Here is a 17,558-nt window from a genome sequence, read left to right as displayed (position 1 = left end):
ATGGAAAAGGGGAATTTTCTATGACTTTCTCAATAGAAACACGCCGACAATCAATCGACGCTTTAAAAACACAACACTTAGATGTCTTAATTATTGGTGGTGGCATTACTGGCGCAGGCGTTGCCCTGCAAGCCAGTGCCGCTAAAATGAAGACAGGGTTAATTGAAATGCAGGATTTCGCAGAGGGCACCTCTTCACGATCAACCAAATTAGTTCATGGTGGTATCCGCTATTTGAAAACGTTTGACGTGGAGGTGGTGGCAGATACAGTGAAAGAACGAGCTGTCGTTCAATCCATTGCGCCACACATCCCTAAAGCGGATCCCATGTTATTGCCGATTTATGATGAGCCAAATGCAACATTTAATCTATTTTCTGTCAAAATAGCAATGGATTTATATGATCAGTTAGCTGATGTAACAGGTACCAAGTACGCCAACTATTTGTTAACAAAAGACGAGGTTTTGGCACGTGAGCCACAACTAAAAAGTGAAGGTCTACAAGGTGGCGGTGTTTATTTAGATTACCGAAATAATGATGCTCGTTTAGTTATTGAAAATATTAAACAAGCAGTAGCTGACGGGGCACATGCTGTGAGTCGGGTTCAAGCGGTGGGCTTTTTATACAATGATGAAGGTAAAATTACTGGTATTCAAGCAAAGGACCTACTAACTGACGAACAGTTTGAGATTCACGCAGATGTTGTGATTAATACTACTGGTCCTTGGTCAGATAAATTAAGAGGCTTAAACAAAAATGATTCATTTACACCACAAATGCGTCCAACCAAAGGGGTTCATTTAGTTGTCGACAAAAGCCGTTTAAATGTTCCTCAACCAACGTATTTTGATACAGGTAAACAAGATGGCCGCATGGTCTTCGTTGTTCCAAGAGAAGAAAAAACATATTTTGGGACGACGGATACAGATTACCATGGAGACTTTCAACATCCAACAGTAGAACAAAGTGATGTGGATTACCTATTGGAAGTAGTAAATAATCGTTATCCAGAGGTACAATTGACAATTGATGATATTGAAGCCAGCTGGGCTGGATTGCGACCTTTAATTTCTGCTAACGGTGGCTCAGATTATAACGGGGGAAACAATGGCAAACTTTCAGATAAAAGTATTGATGAAGTCATTGATGTCGTTGACAGATACCAAAAAAACAAAACAGATAAACGAGAAATTGAAGAAGTCCTAAACCATCTAGAAGACAGTTTGGTGGAAAATAAAGTCAATCCTTCAGCTGTCTCTCGAGGCAGCTCATTGGAAAGATCAGCGGATGGCTTGCTCACTTTGGCTGGTGGGAAATTAACAGATTATCGTAAAATGGCAGAAGGTGCGATGAAAATGATTCAAACCATCTTAGCAGAAGAATACCAGAAAGAATTCACCTTAATTGATTCTAAAAACTATCCAGTTTCAGGCGGGAAATTGAACCCTGCAACGGTAGACGAAGAATTAGAAGCGTTGGCAAAACATGGCGTATCTAAAGGGTTAAGTGAAAAGGATGCACTATACTTAGCTCATTTATATGGCTCCAACGTACCAACTGTTTTTGAAATGATTGATGATGCCAAAGTAATTCCTGGTTTAACCTTAACAGAAACTGTCTCTTTAAACTATGCGATGGAAGAAGAAATGGCTTTAACACCCGTCGACTTTTTATTGCGACGGACCAACCACTTATTATTTATGCGTGATCGTTTGGACCAAGTGAAAGCGGGAGTCATTGAAGAAATGGCACAGCATTATCAATGGACAGCGGAAGAAAGAGCACGACACATTGAAACATTAGAAAAAGTAATTGAAGAATCAGATTTAAAAAATTTGAAAGTAGGGTGAAGAAAAAATGGGAACTTCGATGATGACACAATTATTCGGTGAATTTTTCGGAACGATGATTTTAGTTTTACTAGGGGATGGCGTCTGTGCCGCAGTTAACTTGAAGAAAAGCAAAGCCTTTGCTTCTGGTTGGGTCGTTATTGCTTTAGGTTGGGGCGCTGCTGTTACATTAGCTGTTTACATGTCTGGGTATATGAGTCCAGCGCATTTAAATCCTGCTGTAACAGTTGCGATGGCAATTACTGGAAACTTTGAATGGGGCATGGTTTTACCTTATATCGTAGCTCAAGTCCTAGGCGGTTTTATTGGTGGTTTAGTTGTCTGGTTAGCTTATTTACCCCATTGGAACATTACAGAAGACAAAGGTGCTATTTTAGGAACCTTCGCCACTGGTCCAGCTGTCCGTAACTATCCAGCCAATGTTTTAACAGAAATTATCGGCACATTTGTCTTGGTTTTTGGCTTACTAGCCTTTTCTCAAAACGACTTAGCGGCTGGCATTAACCCAATGCTTGTTGGGATTTTGGTCTTAGGACTAGGTCTATCATTAGGCGGACCTACAGGTTATGCAATTAACCCTGCACGTGATTTAGGACCTCGTTTAGCGCATCAAATTATTCCTGTGAAAACAAAAGGTGATTCTGATTGGGCTTATTCTTGGGTGCCAATTGTGGGACCTATCTTAGGGGCTTCATTAGCTGCAGTAATTTATTTATTCACTATTTAATAAAATGAAATGTAAATAGTTGTTTTAGACAATAAAAAACGCTTGTGAGAAGTAATCAATTCTTGCAAGTGTTTTTTGCTACATATTAAACCAAAAAAGATTTCCTTAGACATTTAGACAATTTGTCCAAATGCGGAACAGAACAATTTTCCTATATGATACAATAAAAGTGCACAAGTAATTGGAGGAGTAACATTTCATACTTATTTGTCAATTTTAAGCTGGACAATGTGTTCAGTAATATATACTAATTTAAAAAGGAGTACATGATTTGAATGGGATAATGGTTTTGTTAGTGGGGACTGGGTACATTGGTTGGGTTATTTATAGAAATGGTCGTACGTATTTCCGTTATAAAAAAAATCTAAAAAAATATCAAACGACGCACCATCTAACGGACAGTGACCTAGAGATGTACCAAAGAATTATGGACGAATTAAAAAAACAAATTATTTATTTAAACGAACTAACGAATAAGTCACGAAATTTAAAAAAAATTGAACAAGTAGAACTGGGTGTTGCTTCCGCTAAAGGCATCTTTAAACACTTAGTGAAGTATCCTGAAGCAATTACTCATTTTAGTGATTTTTTATATCATAAGGTACCAGAGATTTTACGAGCATCAGAACGGTTTTTAAGCATTAAAGAAGATAAATTGTCAACAGAAGAAATAACACTTGCAACCAATGGTATCTTAAGTACCATAAGAGTGTTGTCGGAAAGTATCACAGATGATTACGAAAAATTAGTCTCCGAAGCATCTGAGGAAATTGCCTTATCAAAAAAATTAGTGGAGAGAAAAAATGGCTAAACAAAAGAATTTTTATGATACATATGATGCGCTTTTTCAAAAGCCAAAATGGTCGTTTTTTCCTGTCACAAGAACAGACACAGCAAAGCAACTTCCTAACCCCAATAAAAAAGTGATAAAACCACAGACGAAAAAAAAGAAAAAACAAAAAAAGAACAAAAAAATTATTTGGATAGGCATTGCTGTAGCAATTGGCTTTATAGTATATATTGATTTTACGGAGAAAGATGATTATTGGGATTACTCCGCTTCATCAGAAGATGTTTATCCTTTAAAAGAAGCTGGACTTACCACAACTGGACCTGTTGATTTAGAAAAACCACTAAAAGTCACAATAGAACAAAATAAACTTTTATTTAATCAAGGCTACCAAATAGAAATTATCGGCGATGCCGATATTGAAACCAGTGGAAAAAAGAACTTTTTAATTTTACCTTCTACAGAGGAGTATCCAGATACAAAATATCTAGGCAATATCAGTTTTTATGAAAAAAGAGACTATTATACATCGGCAGGTATGTACCTTTCTGGCAATCTTGTCAACAGTCTTTCTGATTATTTGGATACAAGTAAAGAGTTTATCAAAGCATACCCAATTGATAAAATTGCTGATGTACAAACCGGCTATATTTTAAAACGGAATCAAGCATATACAGACATCTCAAAATATTATCTCTTTAAAGATGGAACAGGATTTGAATTAGAAGTCTCTGTTGACCAATTGGAAAAGGTCAAAGATCCCAAAGACTATTCTTCTTTTGTAAAAACATACGCAAAAGAAGTCGCTTTTATAGAAAAAAGTTTTAAATTTGAGTCTACTGATGAGGAATCTCGATAGAGAAAATAGTTTTCAGCTTCAAGTAGCGCCTAGTAACATCTTTGTTGAAAAAATGTAAGAGCCTGCGACAAAAAACACTTTGGATTTTTGTCGCAGGCTTAAAAACTGATCAGCGGTGGAACCGTAGTACTTTAAGGACTGAAGTACGACGTGTACCCACTTACTAGATTGTCTTTGAAGGTAACGTAGAAAAGAACAGCAATATACAAGCGACCTACAAACTATTTTCTGTCAGACTAAAACTGGCAGAAGTGGTTTGTAGGTCGCTTGTTTTCATTATGGTTGGTGAGACAAGTTAGCGCTTGTGGTGTTTGTTTTAATATTGCAAATCAAAAATGGCGATACTTATTTTACTGAAAATTAGTTCCCAATCTTCTCGGGTTAATTCTTCTTCTAAAATGTAAATTCGGTCTATTTCTTTTGGTAAATCAAATAAGGGATAGTCAGTAATCACAATATCACAACTAGAAAAATCGGTTCGTTCAAAAATAATATCCTCACTAAATGCTTGCTTGATTTTCATCATAATAAAGCTAGCAATGTAAAAATCGCGAGAATATGCAACACCAATTTTAATTTTTTTGCGGGGACTATAGTGCTTATAAATTCGTAACAACAATTCACATGTCCAAATTGGGTTCTCCTGATCCTTAAATCTTAACTGATAAGAGGAATGCGCTGAAAAATTTTGATAAAAAGCATAAATTTCTTTCTGTAAATCTTTTTGATAAGTACTATTTTTATTGACTAAAAAATCTAGAATTGCGGTATTTGGTTGCTGTGAAATAAATAATTGGTTATAGATAATATTTTTAAATAAAATAAGTAAGAAGTAATGACGATCAAATTCACGCATTTTTGGAATTTGAAAAACTTCGCAAAAATTGGTTAATAAAGAATCAACGTAGAAATATTCTGGGCAAGAAATTTCATTTAGAGCAGCCAGTAAATCTTTGGCTCGTTTTGCTGAATCAAAATTATCAATGGCAATGGGTGCAATGATATCTACAACCCGCTGTTGATCTTCTGAAAAATTTGATTGGGAACAAAAAATAGTTTGTTTTGAGTCTGAGAAAAGCCTTAAATAAGGATGTTCTTCAAATTCTTTTTGGAGATCATCTTCACAAGTATATGGAAAGCGATATTTTGCGATGTGTAAAAGTAAATTTAATTTTAGTAGAGAAGCGTGTTCCAAGCGTTCAAGAATTTCTGGTTTAATATGTTGCGTCAGTATATCTTCAAAATAAGTAGAGGTATAACGTGGTAAGGCTAAGGTATTTAAAAAGATGGTCCAGTAGACATCAAGAAAAGCATATAGAACTTGAAATTCAGAACCTGTAATCACTTTACTCGCCGAGGGGGAAAAATGGACGGAAATTCCATACAAACCAAATAGTTTATTAATGTTATTTAACCGTTTGTAAATGTAAGATGAGCTAAAATTAGTTTCTTGACTCACTTTCCAGACAGAATTGTTTTCTTTTTTGATAATTGCTTGAAAAAGAATGAAGTCAGTAGAATGGACACAGTAATAATTAAATAATAAAAAATAGTGGGAAAGAAAATCATTGGAAGTCGTATGTAATGAAATTTTTCCGTGATGGATCTGAATCTCTAAGGTATTTTCAGGAAGGGTTGCTAAGTCTTCTTGAATTTCACGAAGATAAATTGATAAATTTTTAGTAGAAAGATCGAATTTTCGGGCAACACTAGATAAATCAAGGTTCGTTTGTTTTGCTAAGTATAAAAAGACAGCCAATTTTTTTTGTGTTTTCTTTGAAAGTAAAAATGTTTTTATGGCATCTTGTGTTTTGATGAGACTCACTCCTTAGTTATAACTTCTCTTTTATTATAATAGTTCGCCTAATAAATTGTAATAAAAAAGAACAATTCTCATTGGTTTATGAGAAAATAACAAGATATTCAGCAGGAAAACACCTGTGTCAGTCGACACAGGTGTTACGATGAGCAAAAAGAGCGGGTTCTTTTTTTATCAAATAATTTTCCAAAGTGACGTGATCAACTAAAGAATCAATCACCCCTTCTTTAGAAACTGAAAATCCTGCAGCCTGAATTGCTATTTGAATGGCTGCTTCAGTCGGATAACCTTTCGAAAGATAGGAGGCAAGCGCGCTGATAAAGCTGTCACTGGCACCAGTACTATCCACAGCTATATTTTCTGTTGCAGGGAAATAGTGGCACACTTGGGGTGTTTTTAATAACACGCCTTTTTTTCCTAAAGTAACAATGACATTTTTTACGCCCATTTCTAAGAAGTACGCCGCTTTCTCTTCTAATGTACCAGTATCTGGTTGAAGTTCCAATAATTCATCTTCATTGGGAATGAAAAAATCAACCTTTTCTAGTATATTCACTGGAATATGATGAATAGCAGCTGGTTTTAAAATAATCGGTACCCCTGAATGTTGGGCAATTTCACAAGCTTTCTCTACAGCAGACAAAGGAATTTCTGTTTGAATGAGACAAAAACTGGCATCCATAAATAGGTGTTTTTGCTGTGCGATTTTTTTAGGTGTAAGCGCTGTGTTTGCACCAGGTAAGATTGAAATCATGGAGTCGCCGCTTGTCTCAACATAAATATAAGCTTGACCAGTCTCAGTATCTTGAATACGTGTGATACCATCTGTCGTAACGTGGTATTTTTCTAATTCTTTATATAAGTAATTCGCATCTGTGTCTGAGCCTAAACAACCAATTAAGGTGGCCTGATGGCCCAGTTTGGTTAAGCCAACAGCTTGATTTAATCCTTTTCCGCCGGGGAATTTAGCATAGCTAGACAAAAAATTTGTTTTGCCGTTATGTGGTAAATTTGTTGAATACAGATAATTATCAACGTTTAAACTACCCACTACAATCATTTTGCTATGTGGATTAACACTAGACATGCCTAATGTATTTTTGTGATCTAGCACCAATTTTTCAGCCTCATTAATCAAGGCTGTTTTTTCTTTGCGTTTGTTAAGCAATAATAAGGCTAACTTGCTACCAAACGTCTCTGTATCTAATAAGACGGAAGAAATATGATCAGGTAAAAATGAACGATCAATTTTTCGCTTAATTGCGAGTAAAGAGTAATTATCGGGGGTTCGCAAACCGCTCTGCTTTAAAAGCTGTTCCAAAAAAACAGCCTGGGTATAGTCATCGGTAAGGATACCCGTAATCCCATCTGCGATAAGCTGATTACTGAAATCAGCAGGGATAGTAGTTAAAATATTTTCTTTACTAAAGGGTAAATTGACATCAAATAAGGCTTTTTTATAGCCTGCAATAATTGCTTCTTTATATTTTGGGTTAGTGACGAAATAACTAATTTTTTTATGGTTATTCTGTAATAATTCTCGGGTTAAAACATAACTAGCTTCTTCATAAAGCCTCGCTAGAGAAGGCAATTCGTTAGTTGAGTGATTGACGAAATAGTAAGGAATCGTTAATTCTTCTATAAATTTCGCGTATTGTTTACTGTTTTCATTGATTGGGTCCCAAATAATGCCACTGGCTTGTTTTAAAGTTGGCGAGGTAATATTTTTCAGTTCTTGTTCTAAACTACCGTGACTATTTAAAATCAAGCAGCTATAGCCATTTTCTTGAGCTTTATCAATAAAGCTCGTAACCCAAGCCTCAAAAGTTTCATGGCTATTTAATAATAACACGAAGGTTTTTGTAGTACTATTTGTGACGAGATTTGCTGAGTAAGGTGTGTAGTTGTAATCTCGAACGATTTTTAAGACACGCTCACGGGTTTCTTTACTAATAGTTTGATCTTTATTATTTATAATTTTGGATACAGTTGAAGCGGAAACGCCAGCTAATTTTGCAATATCTTTAATATTCATCATTTTCGTCCTTTCACTGAACTCTTTTTTATAGTAAGCATTCTAAAAGCAGAAAGTCAAGAAAAAGCCTAATTATTTATTATTTAGAAATTCTGCTTGACTTTTAATGAAAGCGCTGTTAATCTCAAATTAAGAAAACGTTTCCGGAAATGTTTTTCCTAAATGTGAATGGAGGAAGAAAAATGGATACAAAGAAAAGACCGATCATTATTGATACGGACCCAGGAATTGATGATGCTGTAGCTTTAGCGATTGCACTGAATCATCCTAACCTAGAAGTTCGCTTAATAACGACGGTTGCAGGGAATGTAGATGTAGAAAAAACAACAAATAATGCTTTGAAACTTGTCGATTTTTTTGGGAAAAAGGTTCCTGTAGCCAAGGGGTGTAATTGTCCGTTACTTATTCAATTGGAAGATTCTGCTGAGATTCATGGGGAGACTGGCATGGATGGCTTTGAGTTTCCGCAACCTATCTCTACGTGTTTAGATATTCATGCAGTGGAAGCTATGCGAAAAGAAATTCTGTCTAGTGATGTTCCTTTGACCATTGTTCCAATTGCTGCATTAACGAATATTGCTTTGTTACTGACCCTCTATCCAGAAGTCAAAGAAAATATTGCAGAAATCGTCATGATGGGTGGCTCATTAGCAAGGGGAAATACAAATACAAGTGCCGAATTTAATACGTATGTCGATCCACACGCTGCACAAATTGTTTTCCAATCAGGTGTCCCGCTAACAATGGTAGGATTAGATGTTACAAGTCAAGCTGTGTTAACGAATCATGAAGTAACAGCCATCAGAGCGCTTGGTAGAGTTGGGGAAATGTTTTATGGTCTTTTCCGTCATTATAGAGGCGGCAGTTTAACTACAGGTTTGAAAATGCATGATGTCTGTGCGATTGCCTATTTAACTTCACCAGAATTATTTGAGACAACTGAAACGTTCATTGAAGTTGCTTTGGAAGGTCCAGCTGCGGGAGCTACTGTTGCGGATTTAAAAATGAAGTATCATAAAAACACGAATGCTGTTGCCTGTATAGATGTAAATGTTGAAGCTTTTCAAAAATGGGTTGTCGAAAAAATGAAAGCGGTTAATTAACTGAAGGAGGATAAGTATGATTGAAAGTTTATTGGTATTGGTCGTTTTAGTTGTTGTAGCCTATTTGATTGTAAAAAATTATCATCCCGCACTCAGCTTAATTATTGGTGCGCTTGTTCTACTTGCATGTGCATGGATGTTAGGACATCCCATTTATCCTGCAGGAGAAGGAACCGGTTTTGGATTATTTGATATTTTCTTGAAGTTTAAAGATACAATTATTGCACAAGTGAGTTCAGCAGGAATTGTAATTATGATTCTTTTTGGTTATTCAGGCTATATGAATGCAATCGGGGCCAATCAGATGGCTGTCAACTTTTTGGTGAAACCATTAATGAAGATTAAACGTAAATCGTTATTTGTCCCTGTGGTCTTTTTAATTGGAAATTTAATGTCACTAGTAGTTCCTAGTGCATCAAGCTTAGCGATTATTTTAATGTCTATATTATATCCGATGCTAGCCAGCATGGGGATTTCATCATTAACTGCTGCAGGTGTGATTGCAATGACGGCAACTATCATGCCAACACCTTTAGGCGCGGATAACGTAATCGCCGCAAATACCCTTGGTTATGATGTGTTAAATTATGTTGTATGGAATGCCAAAATTTCGCTGCCATCGTTATTAATCATTGCGGTTGCACAGTACTTCTGGCAAAAATACTGCGATAAAAAAGAAGGTGAGGCTGCCTATGTTTCATTAAATGAAGAGGGCTTAAGCAAACAAAAAGAATTTGATGTTCCTAAATTTTATGCAATATTGCCAATATTACCGCTATTATTAATTGTTGGAGTGGGAATCGCAGGAATGTTTATTAAAGGAATAACGATGGATATTTTTGTTCTTACATTTATTTCTTTCTTCATTGCAGTATTGGTTGAGACGCTTCGCTTGAAATCTTTTAAAAAGGTTCAAGATACGGCTGTCGAGATGTTTAAAGGAATGGGGCAAGGGTTTAGTCAAGTTGTGATGCTTGTCGTAGGCGGTTCATTGTTCACGTCTGCGATTCAAACGTTAGGAATTATTGATAGTATTATGGCATCTGTCGAAGCATCAAGTTCAGCAGGAATCGTTACGACCTTAATTTTCAGCGGTGCAACGACCCTTTTTGGAATTTTAAGCGGTGGTGGTCTGGCAATGTTTTATGCGGTTATCGAACTAATCCCTGGGATTGCCGAAAAAGCTGGGATTGATGGTATTTTAATTTCCTTGCCAATGCAGATGATTGCGAATTTAACTAGAACGATTTCTCCTGTAGCAGCAGTTGTCATGATTGTCGCATCAACAGTAGGAGTTAGTCCCATCAGAATTTTAAAACGGACGAGTGTACCGACCATCATTGGCATTATTAGTGTGATTGTCTTGTCGATTCTATTGTTACCTTATTAAGAGAATAAACAATGAAAATTAGAGTAGCTGATGAGAAAGAGTTACCGATGATTTTTCCATTTTTAACAGAAGTAAAGGCATACATGGATGTTGTGGGCATTACACAGTGGACAAAGGACTATCCTTCTCAAGGAGATATTCAAGAAGACATTACAAAAAAACGATTGTATTTGCTAGTGCACGAAGAAATGATTTTTTCAATGGCAACGTTATGTATGGAGCAGGAACAAGACTTTGTTTGGTTAAAGCGCTTTGCAACTTCGCCTAATTATATTGCCAAGGGTTATGGCAGTTTGTTGTTCCATGAATTGGAGAAACGAGCAGTCTGGGAAGGAAGACGTAAAATGTATGCTCAAACTAATCATACAAACCATAGAATGATTCGATTTTTCGAAAGTAAAGGGTTCACAAAAATTCATGAATCTTTACAAATGAATCGCTTAGACTTTGGCTCTTTTTATTTATACGTTAAAGAATTGGAGAACTAATCCATCGTTTAAAATAAGAAAACAGGAGTCAGATGCAAACATTAATTAGCATCTGACTCCTGTTATTTTCCAAGGAAATAGTCAACTTAATTATACAAATAAAACACAAACACATTCGGGAACGGCAACATCTTTTTGAATCATTTCTAATAAGCCAGTTTCTTGGTTCCGACGATAAAGTGTTAAATTATCAGAGTCTTGATTAGCGACAACAACGAAATCTTCAGAAGGATCTAAATCGAAATCTCTTGGAATATCGCCTTCTGTTGAAATTAATTGAATTCGTTCAATCGCTTCGCCGTTTTCTGAAACAGCATAGACAGCAATCGAGTTATGGCCACGGTTTGAAGCATAAAGGAAACGGCCATCAGAAGAAATACGAATTGCAGCACCACCATTAAACGCATCATAATCAGCAGGTAAAGTAGAAACCTTTTGTAATTCAGTGAAAGAACCATCTGTTTCATCATATGAAAGAACTGAAACAGTGCTATCTAATTCACCAAATAAATAAGCCAATGATTTTGTTGGGTGGAACACTAAATGACGTGGACCAGTCCCTGGCTCAGTCACGAATTGAGCGATTTCAGAAAGCTTTCCATCTAAGCTAACATTATACGTATACACACGATCGGTTCCTAGATCACAGACGACTAAGCGTTGATCAGGCGTCAAATCTGTGTAATGAACATGGGCATTGTTTTGGTTTTCATGAGGACCAGTTGGCTCTGTATGAATCACTTTGTCAGCATCTTCCAAAGAACCATCTTCTAAGATACGATACACGTGAACGATACCTTGGTGATAATTTGCTGCATAGACAAGTTGTCGGTTTTCGTCAACAGCTACATAACATGGCGGCGCACCTTCCTCAGTTACTTTATTCAATAAGTTAAAATGGTCCATTTCTGGTTGATAAGCGGCAGTGCCACCTTCACCGTCAACACTAGTGACGCTAAAAAGTTCGCCCTTTTGACTCAGAGCAAGATAGGTAGGACTCGTTTCTTCTAACAAAAGTGTCGCTTCTGTTAAACGACCTTGTGTCGTATCTAATGCAATTTTATAAATGCCTTGGCTGGCTCTTCGAGTATAGGTACCTAGTAAAATTTGTTCTAACATCACAATTCCTCCAATTTGTTTCAACACAATCACTTTTTATGAAAGTGCTTTTATATAATGTAGTATACCATAAGAAGTCTAAGAACAATAAAACTTTCTATCTGAGATGTTCGCATTTTAAAGTGGTTTGTGCTATTATGATGAGAGACTGTGATGACAGTCATTTTTTGATTTTTAGAGGGGTGACGAACATGTACGACAATACGGATAATAACGGGACCGTTCGTTGTTCATTTTGTGGGAAAACACAAGAAGAAGTAAAAAAAATTGTTGCTGGTCCGGGTGTCTATATTTGTAATGAATGTATTGATCTATGTAAAGAGATTATTGATGAAGAATTTTATGATGAAGCAGTCCGAGAATTAACGGATGTACCAAAACCCCAAGAAATTTTAAATGTTTTAAATGAATATGTTATTGGACAAGAACGTGCAAAACGCACACTTTCTGTTGCTGTTTACAATCACTATAAACGTGTGAATCAATCAGAAACAGCTGCAACTCAAGATGACGTTGAATTGCAAAAAAGTAACATTTGTTTAATTGGACCAACAGGTTCAGGTAAAACTTTCTTGGCTCAAACGTTAGCAAAAACATTAAATGTACCTTTTGCAATCGCTGATGCGACCAGTTTAACAGAAGCAGGTTATGTAGGGGAAGATGTTGAAAACATCCTTTTAAAATTACTACAATCTGCTGACTATAATGTTGAACGTGCGGAAAAGGGCATTATCTATATTGATGAGATTGATAAAATTGCCCGTAAGAGTGAAAATGTTTCGATTACTCGAGATGTTTCAGGTGAGGGTGTTCAACAAGCCTTACTAAAAATTCTTGAAGGAACAGTTGCAAGTGTACCACCACAAGGGGGCCGCAAACATCCACATCAAGAATTTATCCAAATTGATACAACGAATGTTCTCTTCATCGTTGGTGGAGCATTTGATGGAATTGAAACCATTGTTAAAAACCGCTTAGGCGAAAAAACTATTGGTTTTGGTAAAACTAATTCTGCTTTAAATGAAGAAGAAAGCATCATGCAACATATTATTCCAGAAGATTTATTGAAATTTGGTTTAATTCCAGAATTTATTGGACGCTTACCTGTAATGGCTGCGCTTGATAAATTAACGAATGATGACTTGGTTCGAATTTTAACAGAACCGAAGAATGCCTTGGTGAAACAATATCAAAAATTATTGTCTCTTGATGACACTAAATTAGAATTTGAACCAGAAGCATTAAAAGCCATCGCAGCCAAAGCCATTGAACGTAATACTGGCGCACGCGGACTTCGTTCAATCATTGAAGAAATTATGATGGACGTAATGTTTGATGTTCCTTCAGATGAAAGCATTGAAAAAGTTATCATTACTAAAATGGCCGCTGAAGGTACCGGTAAACCAACAATTATTTATAACAAAAAAGATAAAGAAGCTGTATAAGATTGAAGCTGAAAACAGCTCTTTCGGCGGATCTCCGAAAGAGCTGTTTTTGTTAAGCTTTTGAATGAAAGACTGAATAGAAGAACGGAGGAAAACAATGAACGTACATAATGCAGAAATCGTGATTAGTGCGGTATCCCCTAAACAATATCCTGAATCTCAATTACCAGAGATTGCTTTAGCTGGACGTTCGAACGTTGGGAAATCATCTTTTATTAATACCTTGATTAATCGTAAAAATTTAGCAAGAACTTCAGGCAAACCTGGTAAAACGCAAACGCTAAATTTTTATTTAATTGAGGATGCCTTACACTTTGTGGATGTTCCTGGCTATGGTTATGCCAAAGTTTCTAAAACAGAACGTGCGAAGTGGGGAAAAATGATTGAAACGTATATCACGCAACGTGAGCAATTACGTGCAGTCGTTTCTTTAATTGATTTACGTCATCCGCCGACCCAAGATGATATCCAAATGTATGAATTTTTGAAATACTATGATTTGCCAGTTATTATTGTGGCAACTAAGGCAGACAAAATTCCGCGGGGCAAATGGAACAAACACGAGAGTGTCATCAAAAAAGCCTTGAATTTTGATAAACAAGATGACTTTATTATTTTCTCTTCTGAAACAAAAGAAGGAAAAGAAGCAGCTTGGACAGCAATTGAAAAATTTCTATAGAAAAAAACAAGCAAAATTACTCTTTTGCTTGTTTTTTTGCTTCTTCTTTTTTTGCTTCTTGTCGTTGTTTTGCCAGTTCTTCAAGAGGTACTTCTTTCTTTAATGGATCAACGGCGAAAGAATCGAAGAGTTTATCTAAGTCATTGGAACGTTCAAATTTTAATCCCATTTACTAAGCCTCCATTCCTTTTTTTATAGTGTAGCACGTTTTTTTTCATTTGGATAGCAACAGAAATGTAAGAATTCGTCATAGTTGGGTCTAGTGTAATTTCTCGTAACTAGGACTTGCCAAACATGAAAAAACAAGCTATTCTTTAGTAAGAATTAGTTAGAAAGAAGGCACTTTATGAAAAATCCGTTAATCGGCGGTGTTCGTTTTTATCAACGATTTATTTCTCCAGGATTGCCTGCACGTTGTCGCTATTACCCAACGTGTTCACAATATATGATTGATGCAATTCATACACATGGAAGTGTCAAAGGAACAACGATGGGAGTAGCACGGATTTTACGATGTCATCCTTTTGTTAAAGGCGGCATTGACTATGTTCCGTTGAAATTTCGCTTGACGAAAAATCCTGATGAGACCTATCATGGACCGTATACGTATCGAAGAAATAAGAAAACAGAAGTAGAAAAGGATGGATAAATATGGCAATTTTAGCATTTGATCTTGGCGGTTCTTCCGTGAAATACGGCGTTTGGACAGGCAAAGAATTAACAAATCAAGGGAGCTTTCCAACACCTGGCTCTTGGGAAGAAATGAAAGCGCATTTATATTCGATTTATGCAGACAAAAGAAATGAGTCGATTAGTGGTGTTGCTTTTAGTTCACCTGGAGTAGTTGACGAAAAAAGTCAACAGATTTTAGGGATTTCCGCCATTCCATATATTCATCATTTTAACATTTATGAAGAATTAGAAGCGTTGTTTGGCTTACCAGTGACTATCGAAAATGATGCGAATTGTGCTGGTTTAGCTGAGATATATGAAGGCGCGGCGAAAGGGAAAAAAGAAGTGCTTTTTGTCGTTATTGGGACAGGAATTGGCGGAGCGATTTTTCGCAATGGTGAATTGTACAAAGGCGCTCATTTATATGGAGGCGAGTTTGGACTGAACTTTTTAAGTAATGGCCAAACATTCAGTGAAATTGGCACAGCTGTCAAAATGGCTCAGCGCTATTGTGAACGAATTGGAGTCGAAAAACAGGCGGTGACAGGAGAAGAAGTTTTTGAACTGGCACAACGAGGGGATGAGATTGCTCGCGAAGAAGTCAATAATTTTTATGATTATTTAACACAAGGATTATTCGGCTTACAGTTTTCTTATGATCCTGAAATGATTGTACTCGGAGGTGGTGTTTCTGCTAAAGAAGGCTTATTAGCAGAGATTAATCGCCGGATGCTAACGCATTTACAAACCTTTGAATTAAAAGATTTTGTTCCAGAAATCGTGACCTGCCATTATCAAAATGATGCCAACTTGATTGGCGCAGCCGCCAACTTTCAAGCAAAAACGAATTGGGAACTATAAAGAAACAGCCGATTGTTATTCTCTTCAATCGGCTGTTTCTTTATTTATTTGCCTTGTCATCAGTGTTTTCTTCTGCAGCAATCCGCGCTTGAACTTGTTGGCGTAAAGCTTCTAGTTCTTTTTCTTTCTTTTCTAATTCAGCTAAATCTTCAGAAATTTCATGGGCTTCTTCTGCTGGCTTAGGTTGTAAAAAGACGTTTAAACCAATCGCTATAAAGGTCCCAATGAATGTATCCAACACACGTTCCATTGCATATTGAAAGGAATCGCTTTGCGGAATACTTAAAGAAATCATTAAAAGTGTCGCAGTTGCAGAAATGATTCCAGCATTGTTATTAATCCCATCAGAAACAACGATGACGATAATGACTAAAAGTGGTAGTAGCAGTAATTCTACTAAGTGTTGATTAGGAAAATAATCTTGTGCTAATACATAAAGCAAAGCTAAAAAGCCACCCAATGTGTTTCCAATAATGCGCGATTTTCCAAAAGACAAACTGGTATTTAAATCTTGTCTTAGCGAAAAAACAGCTGCTAAACAGGCAATCATAGGTGAGCCACGATGGAAAAATTGAAATAAAAGAATACACAGCATGACAGCAATTGCTGTTTTTAACGTTCGCATGCCTAAACGAAATCGACCCACTATCATAAATATTCGCTCCTAAATAACTTTTCTCTTTAATGATAACCGAAATAGAGGTAAAATTACTAGAGAAAAGTGAAGAATTATTATTTTTTAAGGGGAGTATGCATGAAAATTGGTTTACGAACAGTCAAGACAGCCATTAGCGCTGCATTAGCAATGATTATTGCGGAAAAACTGGGATTACTTTATGCCCCTTCGGCAGGGATTATTTCGGTTTTAAGTGTTACTAGCACGAAAAAAACATCTGTCATGACAGGAATTTATCGTTTGTTATCCTTAGCTTTGGCAACTATTTTAGCGTATATTTGTTTTACTTTTTTAGGTTTTACAGCGATTGCTTTTGGTATTTTTTTGTTATTATTTATTCCAGCAGCTGTGTATTTTCAATTATCTGATGGGATTGTTGTGAGTTCCGTTTTGGTAACTCATTATTTAGTCGAAAAAAATCTTTCTTGGGCGATTATTGGAAATGAGTTTTTATTAATGAGTATTGGTGTGGGACTAGCGTTATTAGCTAATTCTTATATGCCTGATACAGAAAAACGTTTAAGAGAAGACCAAGAAGTCATTGAAACAATGTTTCGTAAAATTTTAAGGGAAATGGCGCTACATTTAAACAACGCTGCAGGAGAGCGAAATTTGGTCATGCATTGTGCAGATTTAAAAACCTTTATTCGCACAGGCGAGACGTGGGCCAAAAATCATGCCGAGAATCAATTGCTGTCTACCAATACGTACTATTTAGAGTACTTTGCGATGAGAAAAATGCAAAGTAATATTCTAAAAAACGTGTTGGAATTATTAGAAGATATTACTGTTGATGCGCAACAAGTTCGCTATATTCAACAATTATTGGAATATACGGCAGAAACATTTGCAGAGAATAATGATGGACAAGAAATTATGAATCGAATTAAGACCGTTTATGAAACCTATCGCACAAAACCATTGCCGCAAACAAGAAGTGAATTTGAAAATCGGGCGCGACTCTTTCAGTTTTTACAATTGTTTCAGTCATTCATTCAAGTCAAAGCGGACTTTGCCAAATTACAACTAGATAAATAAACAGAAA

17 protein-coding genes are annotated in these 17,558 nt (G+C 36.2%); 12 read left to right on the top strand and 5 right to left on the bottom strand.

All coding sequences use genetic code 11. The features are described 5' to 3' along the window. Positions 1–20 precede the first annotated feature (20 nt). From glpO to IGL32_RS07660, 4 genes are all read left to right on the top strand, one after another. Entirely contained in the window at positions 21–1,850 is a 1,830-nt protein-coding gene (glpO, locus tag IGL32_RS07675; protein WP_078130955.1) for a type 1 glycerol-3-phosphate oxidase, read from the top strand. A gap of 7 nt (positions 1,851–1,857) precedes the next feature. Then, on the top strand, positions 1,858–2,577 hold the full coding sequence (locus IGL32_RS07670; protein WP_002357140.1) for an MIP/aquaporin family protein: 720 nt from the start codon (positions 1,858–1,860) through the stop codon (positions 2,575–2,577). Positions 2,578–2,860: 283 nt separating this feature from the next. After that, positions 2,861–3,388 (top strand): 5-bromo-4-chloroindolyl phosphate hydrolysis family protein, encoded by a 528-nt coding sequence (locus tag IGL32_RS07665; protein ID WP_002393600.1) that lies wholly within the window; start codon positions 2,861–2,863, stop codon positions 3,386–3,388. Further along, positions 3,381–4,226, top strand: coding sequence for a hypothetical protein (locus IGL32_RS07660; protein ID WP_085443801.1), 846 nt, complete (start codon positions 3,381–3,383; stop codon positions 4,224–4,226). The genes IGL32_RS07665 and IGL32_RS07660 overlap by 8 nt, the downstream gene beginning before the upstream one ends. 316 nt (positions 4,227–4,542) lie before the next feature. On the opposite strand, the gene IGL32_RS07655 is transcribed toward IGL32_RS07660, so the two are convergent. Continuing rightward, entirely contained in the window at positions 4,543–6,051 is a 1,509-nt protein-coding gene (locus IGL32_RS07655; protein WP_002369204.1) for a helix-turn-helix domain-containing protein, read from the bottom strand. Between the two features lie 118 nt (positions 6,052–6,169). Next, on the bottom strand, positions 6,170–8,083 hold the full coding sequence (locus tag IGL32_RS07650; protein ID WP_167591366.1) for a PfkB family carbohydrate kinase: 1,914 nt from the start codon (positions 8,081–8,083) through the stop codon (positions 6,170–6,172). A 146-nt stretch (positions 8,084–8,229) separates the two neighbouring features. Here IGL32_RS07650 and rihC point away from each other — a divergent pair, with 146 nt between their 5' ends. From rihC to IGL32_RS07635, 3 genes are read left to right on the top strand one after another with little or no spacing between them, the layout of a single operon-like run. Continuing rightward, the gene (gene rihC / locus IGL32_RS07645) at positions 8,230–9,183 is read left to right on the top strand and encodes a ribonucleoside hydrolase RihC (RefSeq protein ID WP_002383111.1); all 954 of its coding nucleotides are present in this window, start codon (positions 8,230–8,232) and stop codon (positions 9,181–9,183) included. A gap of 16 nt (positions 9,184–9,199) precedes the next feature. Further along, entirely contained in the window at positions 9,200–10,573 is a 1,374-nt protein-coding gene (dcuC, locus tag IGL32_RS07640; RefSeq protein WP_002360057.1) for a C4-dicarboxylate transporter DcuC, read from the top strand. Between the two features lie 11 nt (positions 10,574–10,584). Then, positions 10,585–11,061 carry a GNAT family N-acetyltransferase gene (locus IGL32_RS07635; protein ID WP_109537957.1) on the top strand — a complete coding sequence of 159 codons (477 nt, stop codon included), beginning with the start codon at positions 10,585–10,587 and terminating at the stop codon, positions 11,059–11,061. Positions 11,062–11,151: 90 nt separating this feature from the next. Here the strand turns inward: IGL32_RS07635 and IGL32_RS07630 are convergent, their stop codons facing one another. Further along, positions 11,152–12,180, bottom strand: a complete 1,029-nt coding sequence (locus IGL32_RS07630) for a lactonase family protein (protein ID WP_002366856.1) — start codon at positions 12,178–12,180, stop codon at positions 11,152–11,154. 191 nt (positions 12,181–12,371) lie between these two features. Between IGL32_RS07630 and clpX the strand changes: the two genes are divergently transcribed. After that, positions 12,372–13,625 (top strand): ATP-dependent Clp protease ATP-binding subunit ClpX, encoded by a 1,254-nt coding sequence (clpX, locus tag IGL32_RS07625; protein ID WP_002357154.1) that lies wholly within the window; start codon positions 12,372–12,374, stop codon positions 13,623–13,625. A gap of 97 nt (positions 13,626–13,722) precedes the next feature. Continuing rightward, positions 13,723–14,304, top strand: a complete 582-nt coding sequence (yihA, locus tag IGL32_RS07620) for a ribosome biogenesis GTP-binding protein YihA/YsxC (RefSeq protein WP_002357155.1) — start codon at positions 13,723–13,725, stop codon at positions 14,302–14,304. Between the two features lie 16 nt (positions 14,305–14,320). Here the strand turns inward: yihA and IGL32_RS07615 are convergent, their stop codons facing one another. Further along, complete coding sequence (locus IGL32_RS07615) at positions 14,321–14,473, bottom strand: SPJ_0845 family protein (RefSeq protein ID WP_002362024.1); 153 nt, start codon at positions 14,471–14,473, stop codon at positions 14,321–14,323. A gap of 177 nt (positions 14,474–14,650) precedes the next feature. Here IGL32_RS07615 and yidD point away from each other — a divergent pair, with 177 nt between their 5' ends. Both yidD and IGL32_RS07605 read left to right on the top strand, forming a co-directional pair. Next, positions 14,651–14,953 carry a membrane protein insertion efficiency factor YidD gene (gene yidD, locus IGL32_RS07610; RefSeq protein WP_002357157.1) on the top strand — a complete coding sequence of 101 codons (303 nt, stop codon included), beginning with the start codon at positions 14,651–14,653 and terminating at the stop codon, positions 14,951–14,953. A gap of 2 nt (positions 14,954–14,955) precedes the next feature. Next, positions 14,956–15,837, top strand: a complete 882-nt coding sequence (locus IGL32_RS07605) for an ROK family protein (RefSeq protein WP_002357159.1) — start codon at positions 14,956–14,958, stop codon at positions 15,835–15,837. Positions 15,838–15,877: 40 nt separating this feature from the next. Here the strand turns inward: IGL32_RS07605 and IGL32_RS07600 are convergent, their stop codons facing one another. After that, a complete protein-coding gene (locus IGL32_RS07600; protein ID WP_002365791.1) occupies positions 15,878–16,489 on the bottom strand; it encodes an FUSC family protein in 612 nt (203 codons plus the stop codon). 102 nt (positions 16,490–16,591) lie between these two features. On the opposite strand from IGL32_RS07600, the gene IGL32_RS07595 reads away from it, so the two are divergent. Further along, positions 16,592–17,551 carry an aromatic acid exporter family protein gene (locus IGL32_RS07595; protein ID WP_156210012.1) on the top strand — a complete coding sequence of 320 codons (960 nt, stop codon included), beginning with the start codon at positions 16,592–16,594 and terminating at the stop codon, positions 17,549–17,551. Positions 17,552–17,558 lie beyond the last annotated feature (7 nt).

The organism is Enterococcus sp. AZ035 (assembly GCF_050548325.1).
Classification (GTDB): Bacteria; Bacillota; Bacilli; order Lactobacillales; family Enterococcaceae; genus Enterococcus; species Enterococcus faecalis.
The sequence above is the reverse complement of the archived record's forward strand: the minus strand, read 5'-3'. Positions and strand labels throughout refer to the sequence as shown.

Coding starts and splice junctions, on each gene's coding strand:
- rihC (WP_002383111.1), top strand. CDS start 8,230: ATGTTTTTCCTAAATGTGAATGGAGGAAGAAAAATGGATACAAAGAAA.
- yihA (WP_002357155.1), top strand. CDS start 13,723: ATGAACGTACATAATGCAGAAATCGTGATTAGTGCGGTATCCCCTAAA.
- IGL32_RS07615 (WP_002362024.1), bottom strand. CDS start 14,473: ATGGGATTAAAATTTGAACGTTCCAATGACTTAGATAAACTCTTCGAT.
- IGL32_RS07600 (WP_002365791.1), bottom strand. CDS start 16,489: ATGATAGTGGGTCGATTTCGTTTAGGCATGCGAACGTTAAAAACAGCA.
- glpO (WP_078130955.1), top strand. CDS start 21: ATGACTTTCTCAATAGAAACACGCCGACAATCAATCGACGCTTTAAAA.
- IGL32_RS07650 (WP_167591366.1), bottom strand. CDS start 8,083: ATGATGAATATTAAAGATATTGCAAAATTAGCTGGCGTTTCCGCTTCA.
- IGL32_RS07635 (WP_109537957.1), top strand. CDS start 10,585: ATGAAAATTAGAGTAGCTGATGAGAAAGAGTTACCGATGATTTTTCCA.
- IGL32_RS07595 (WP_156210012.1), top strand. CDS start 16,592: ATGAAAATTGGTTTACGAACAGTCAAGACAGCCATTAGCGCTGCATTA.
- IGL32_RS07605 (WP_002357159.1), top strand. CDS start 14,956: ATGGCAATTTTAGCATTTGATCTTGGCGGTTCTTCCGTGAAATACGGC.
- yidD (WP_002357157.1), top strand. CDS start 14,651: ATGAAAAATCCGTTAATCGGCGGTGTTCGTTTTTATCAACGATTTATT.
- dcuC (WP_002360057.1), top strand. CDS start 9,200: ATGATTGAAAGTTTATTGGTATTGGTCGTTTTAGTTGTTGTAGCCTAT.
- IGL32_RS07660 (WP_085443801.1), top strand. CDS start 3,381: ATGGCTAAACAAAAGAATTTTTATGATACATATGATGCGCTTTTTCAA.
- IGL32_RS07665 (WP_002393600.1), top strand. CDS start 2,861: ATGGTTTTGTTAGTGGGGACTGGGTACATTGGTTGGGTTATTTATAGA.
- IGL32_RS07670 (WP_002357140.1), top strand. CDS start 1,858: ATGGGAACTTCGATGATGACACAATTATTCGGTGAATTTTTCGGAACG.
- clpX (WP_002357154.1), top strand. CDS start 12,372: ATGTACGACAATACGGATAATAACGGGACCGTTCGTTGTTCATTTTGT.
- IGL32_RS07630 (WP_002366856.1), bottom strand. CDS start 12,180: ATGTTAGAACAAATTTTACTAGGTACCTATACTCGAAGAGCCAGCCAA.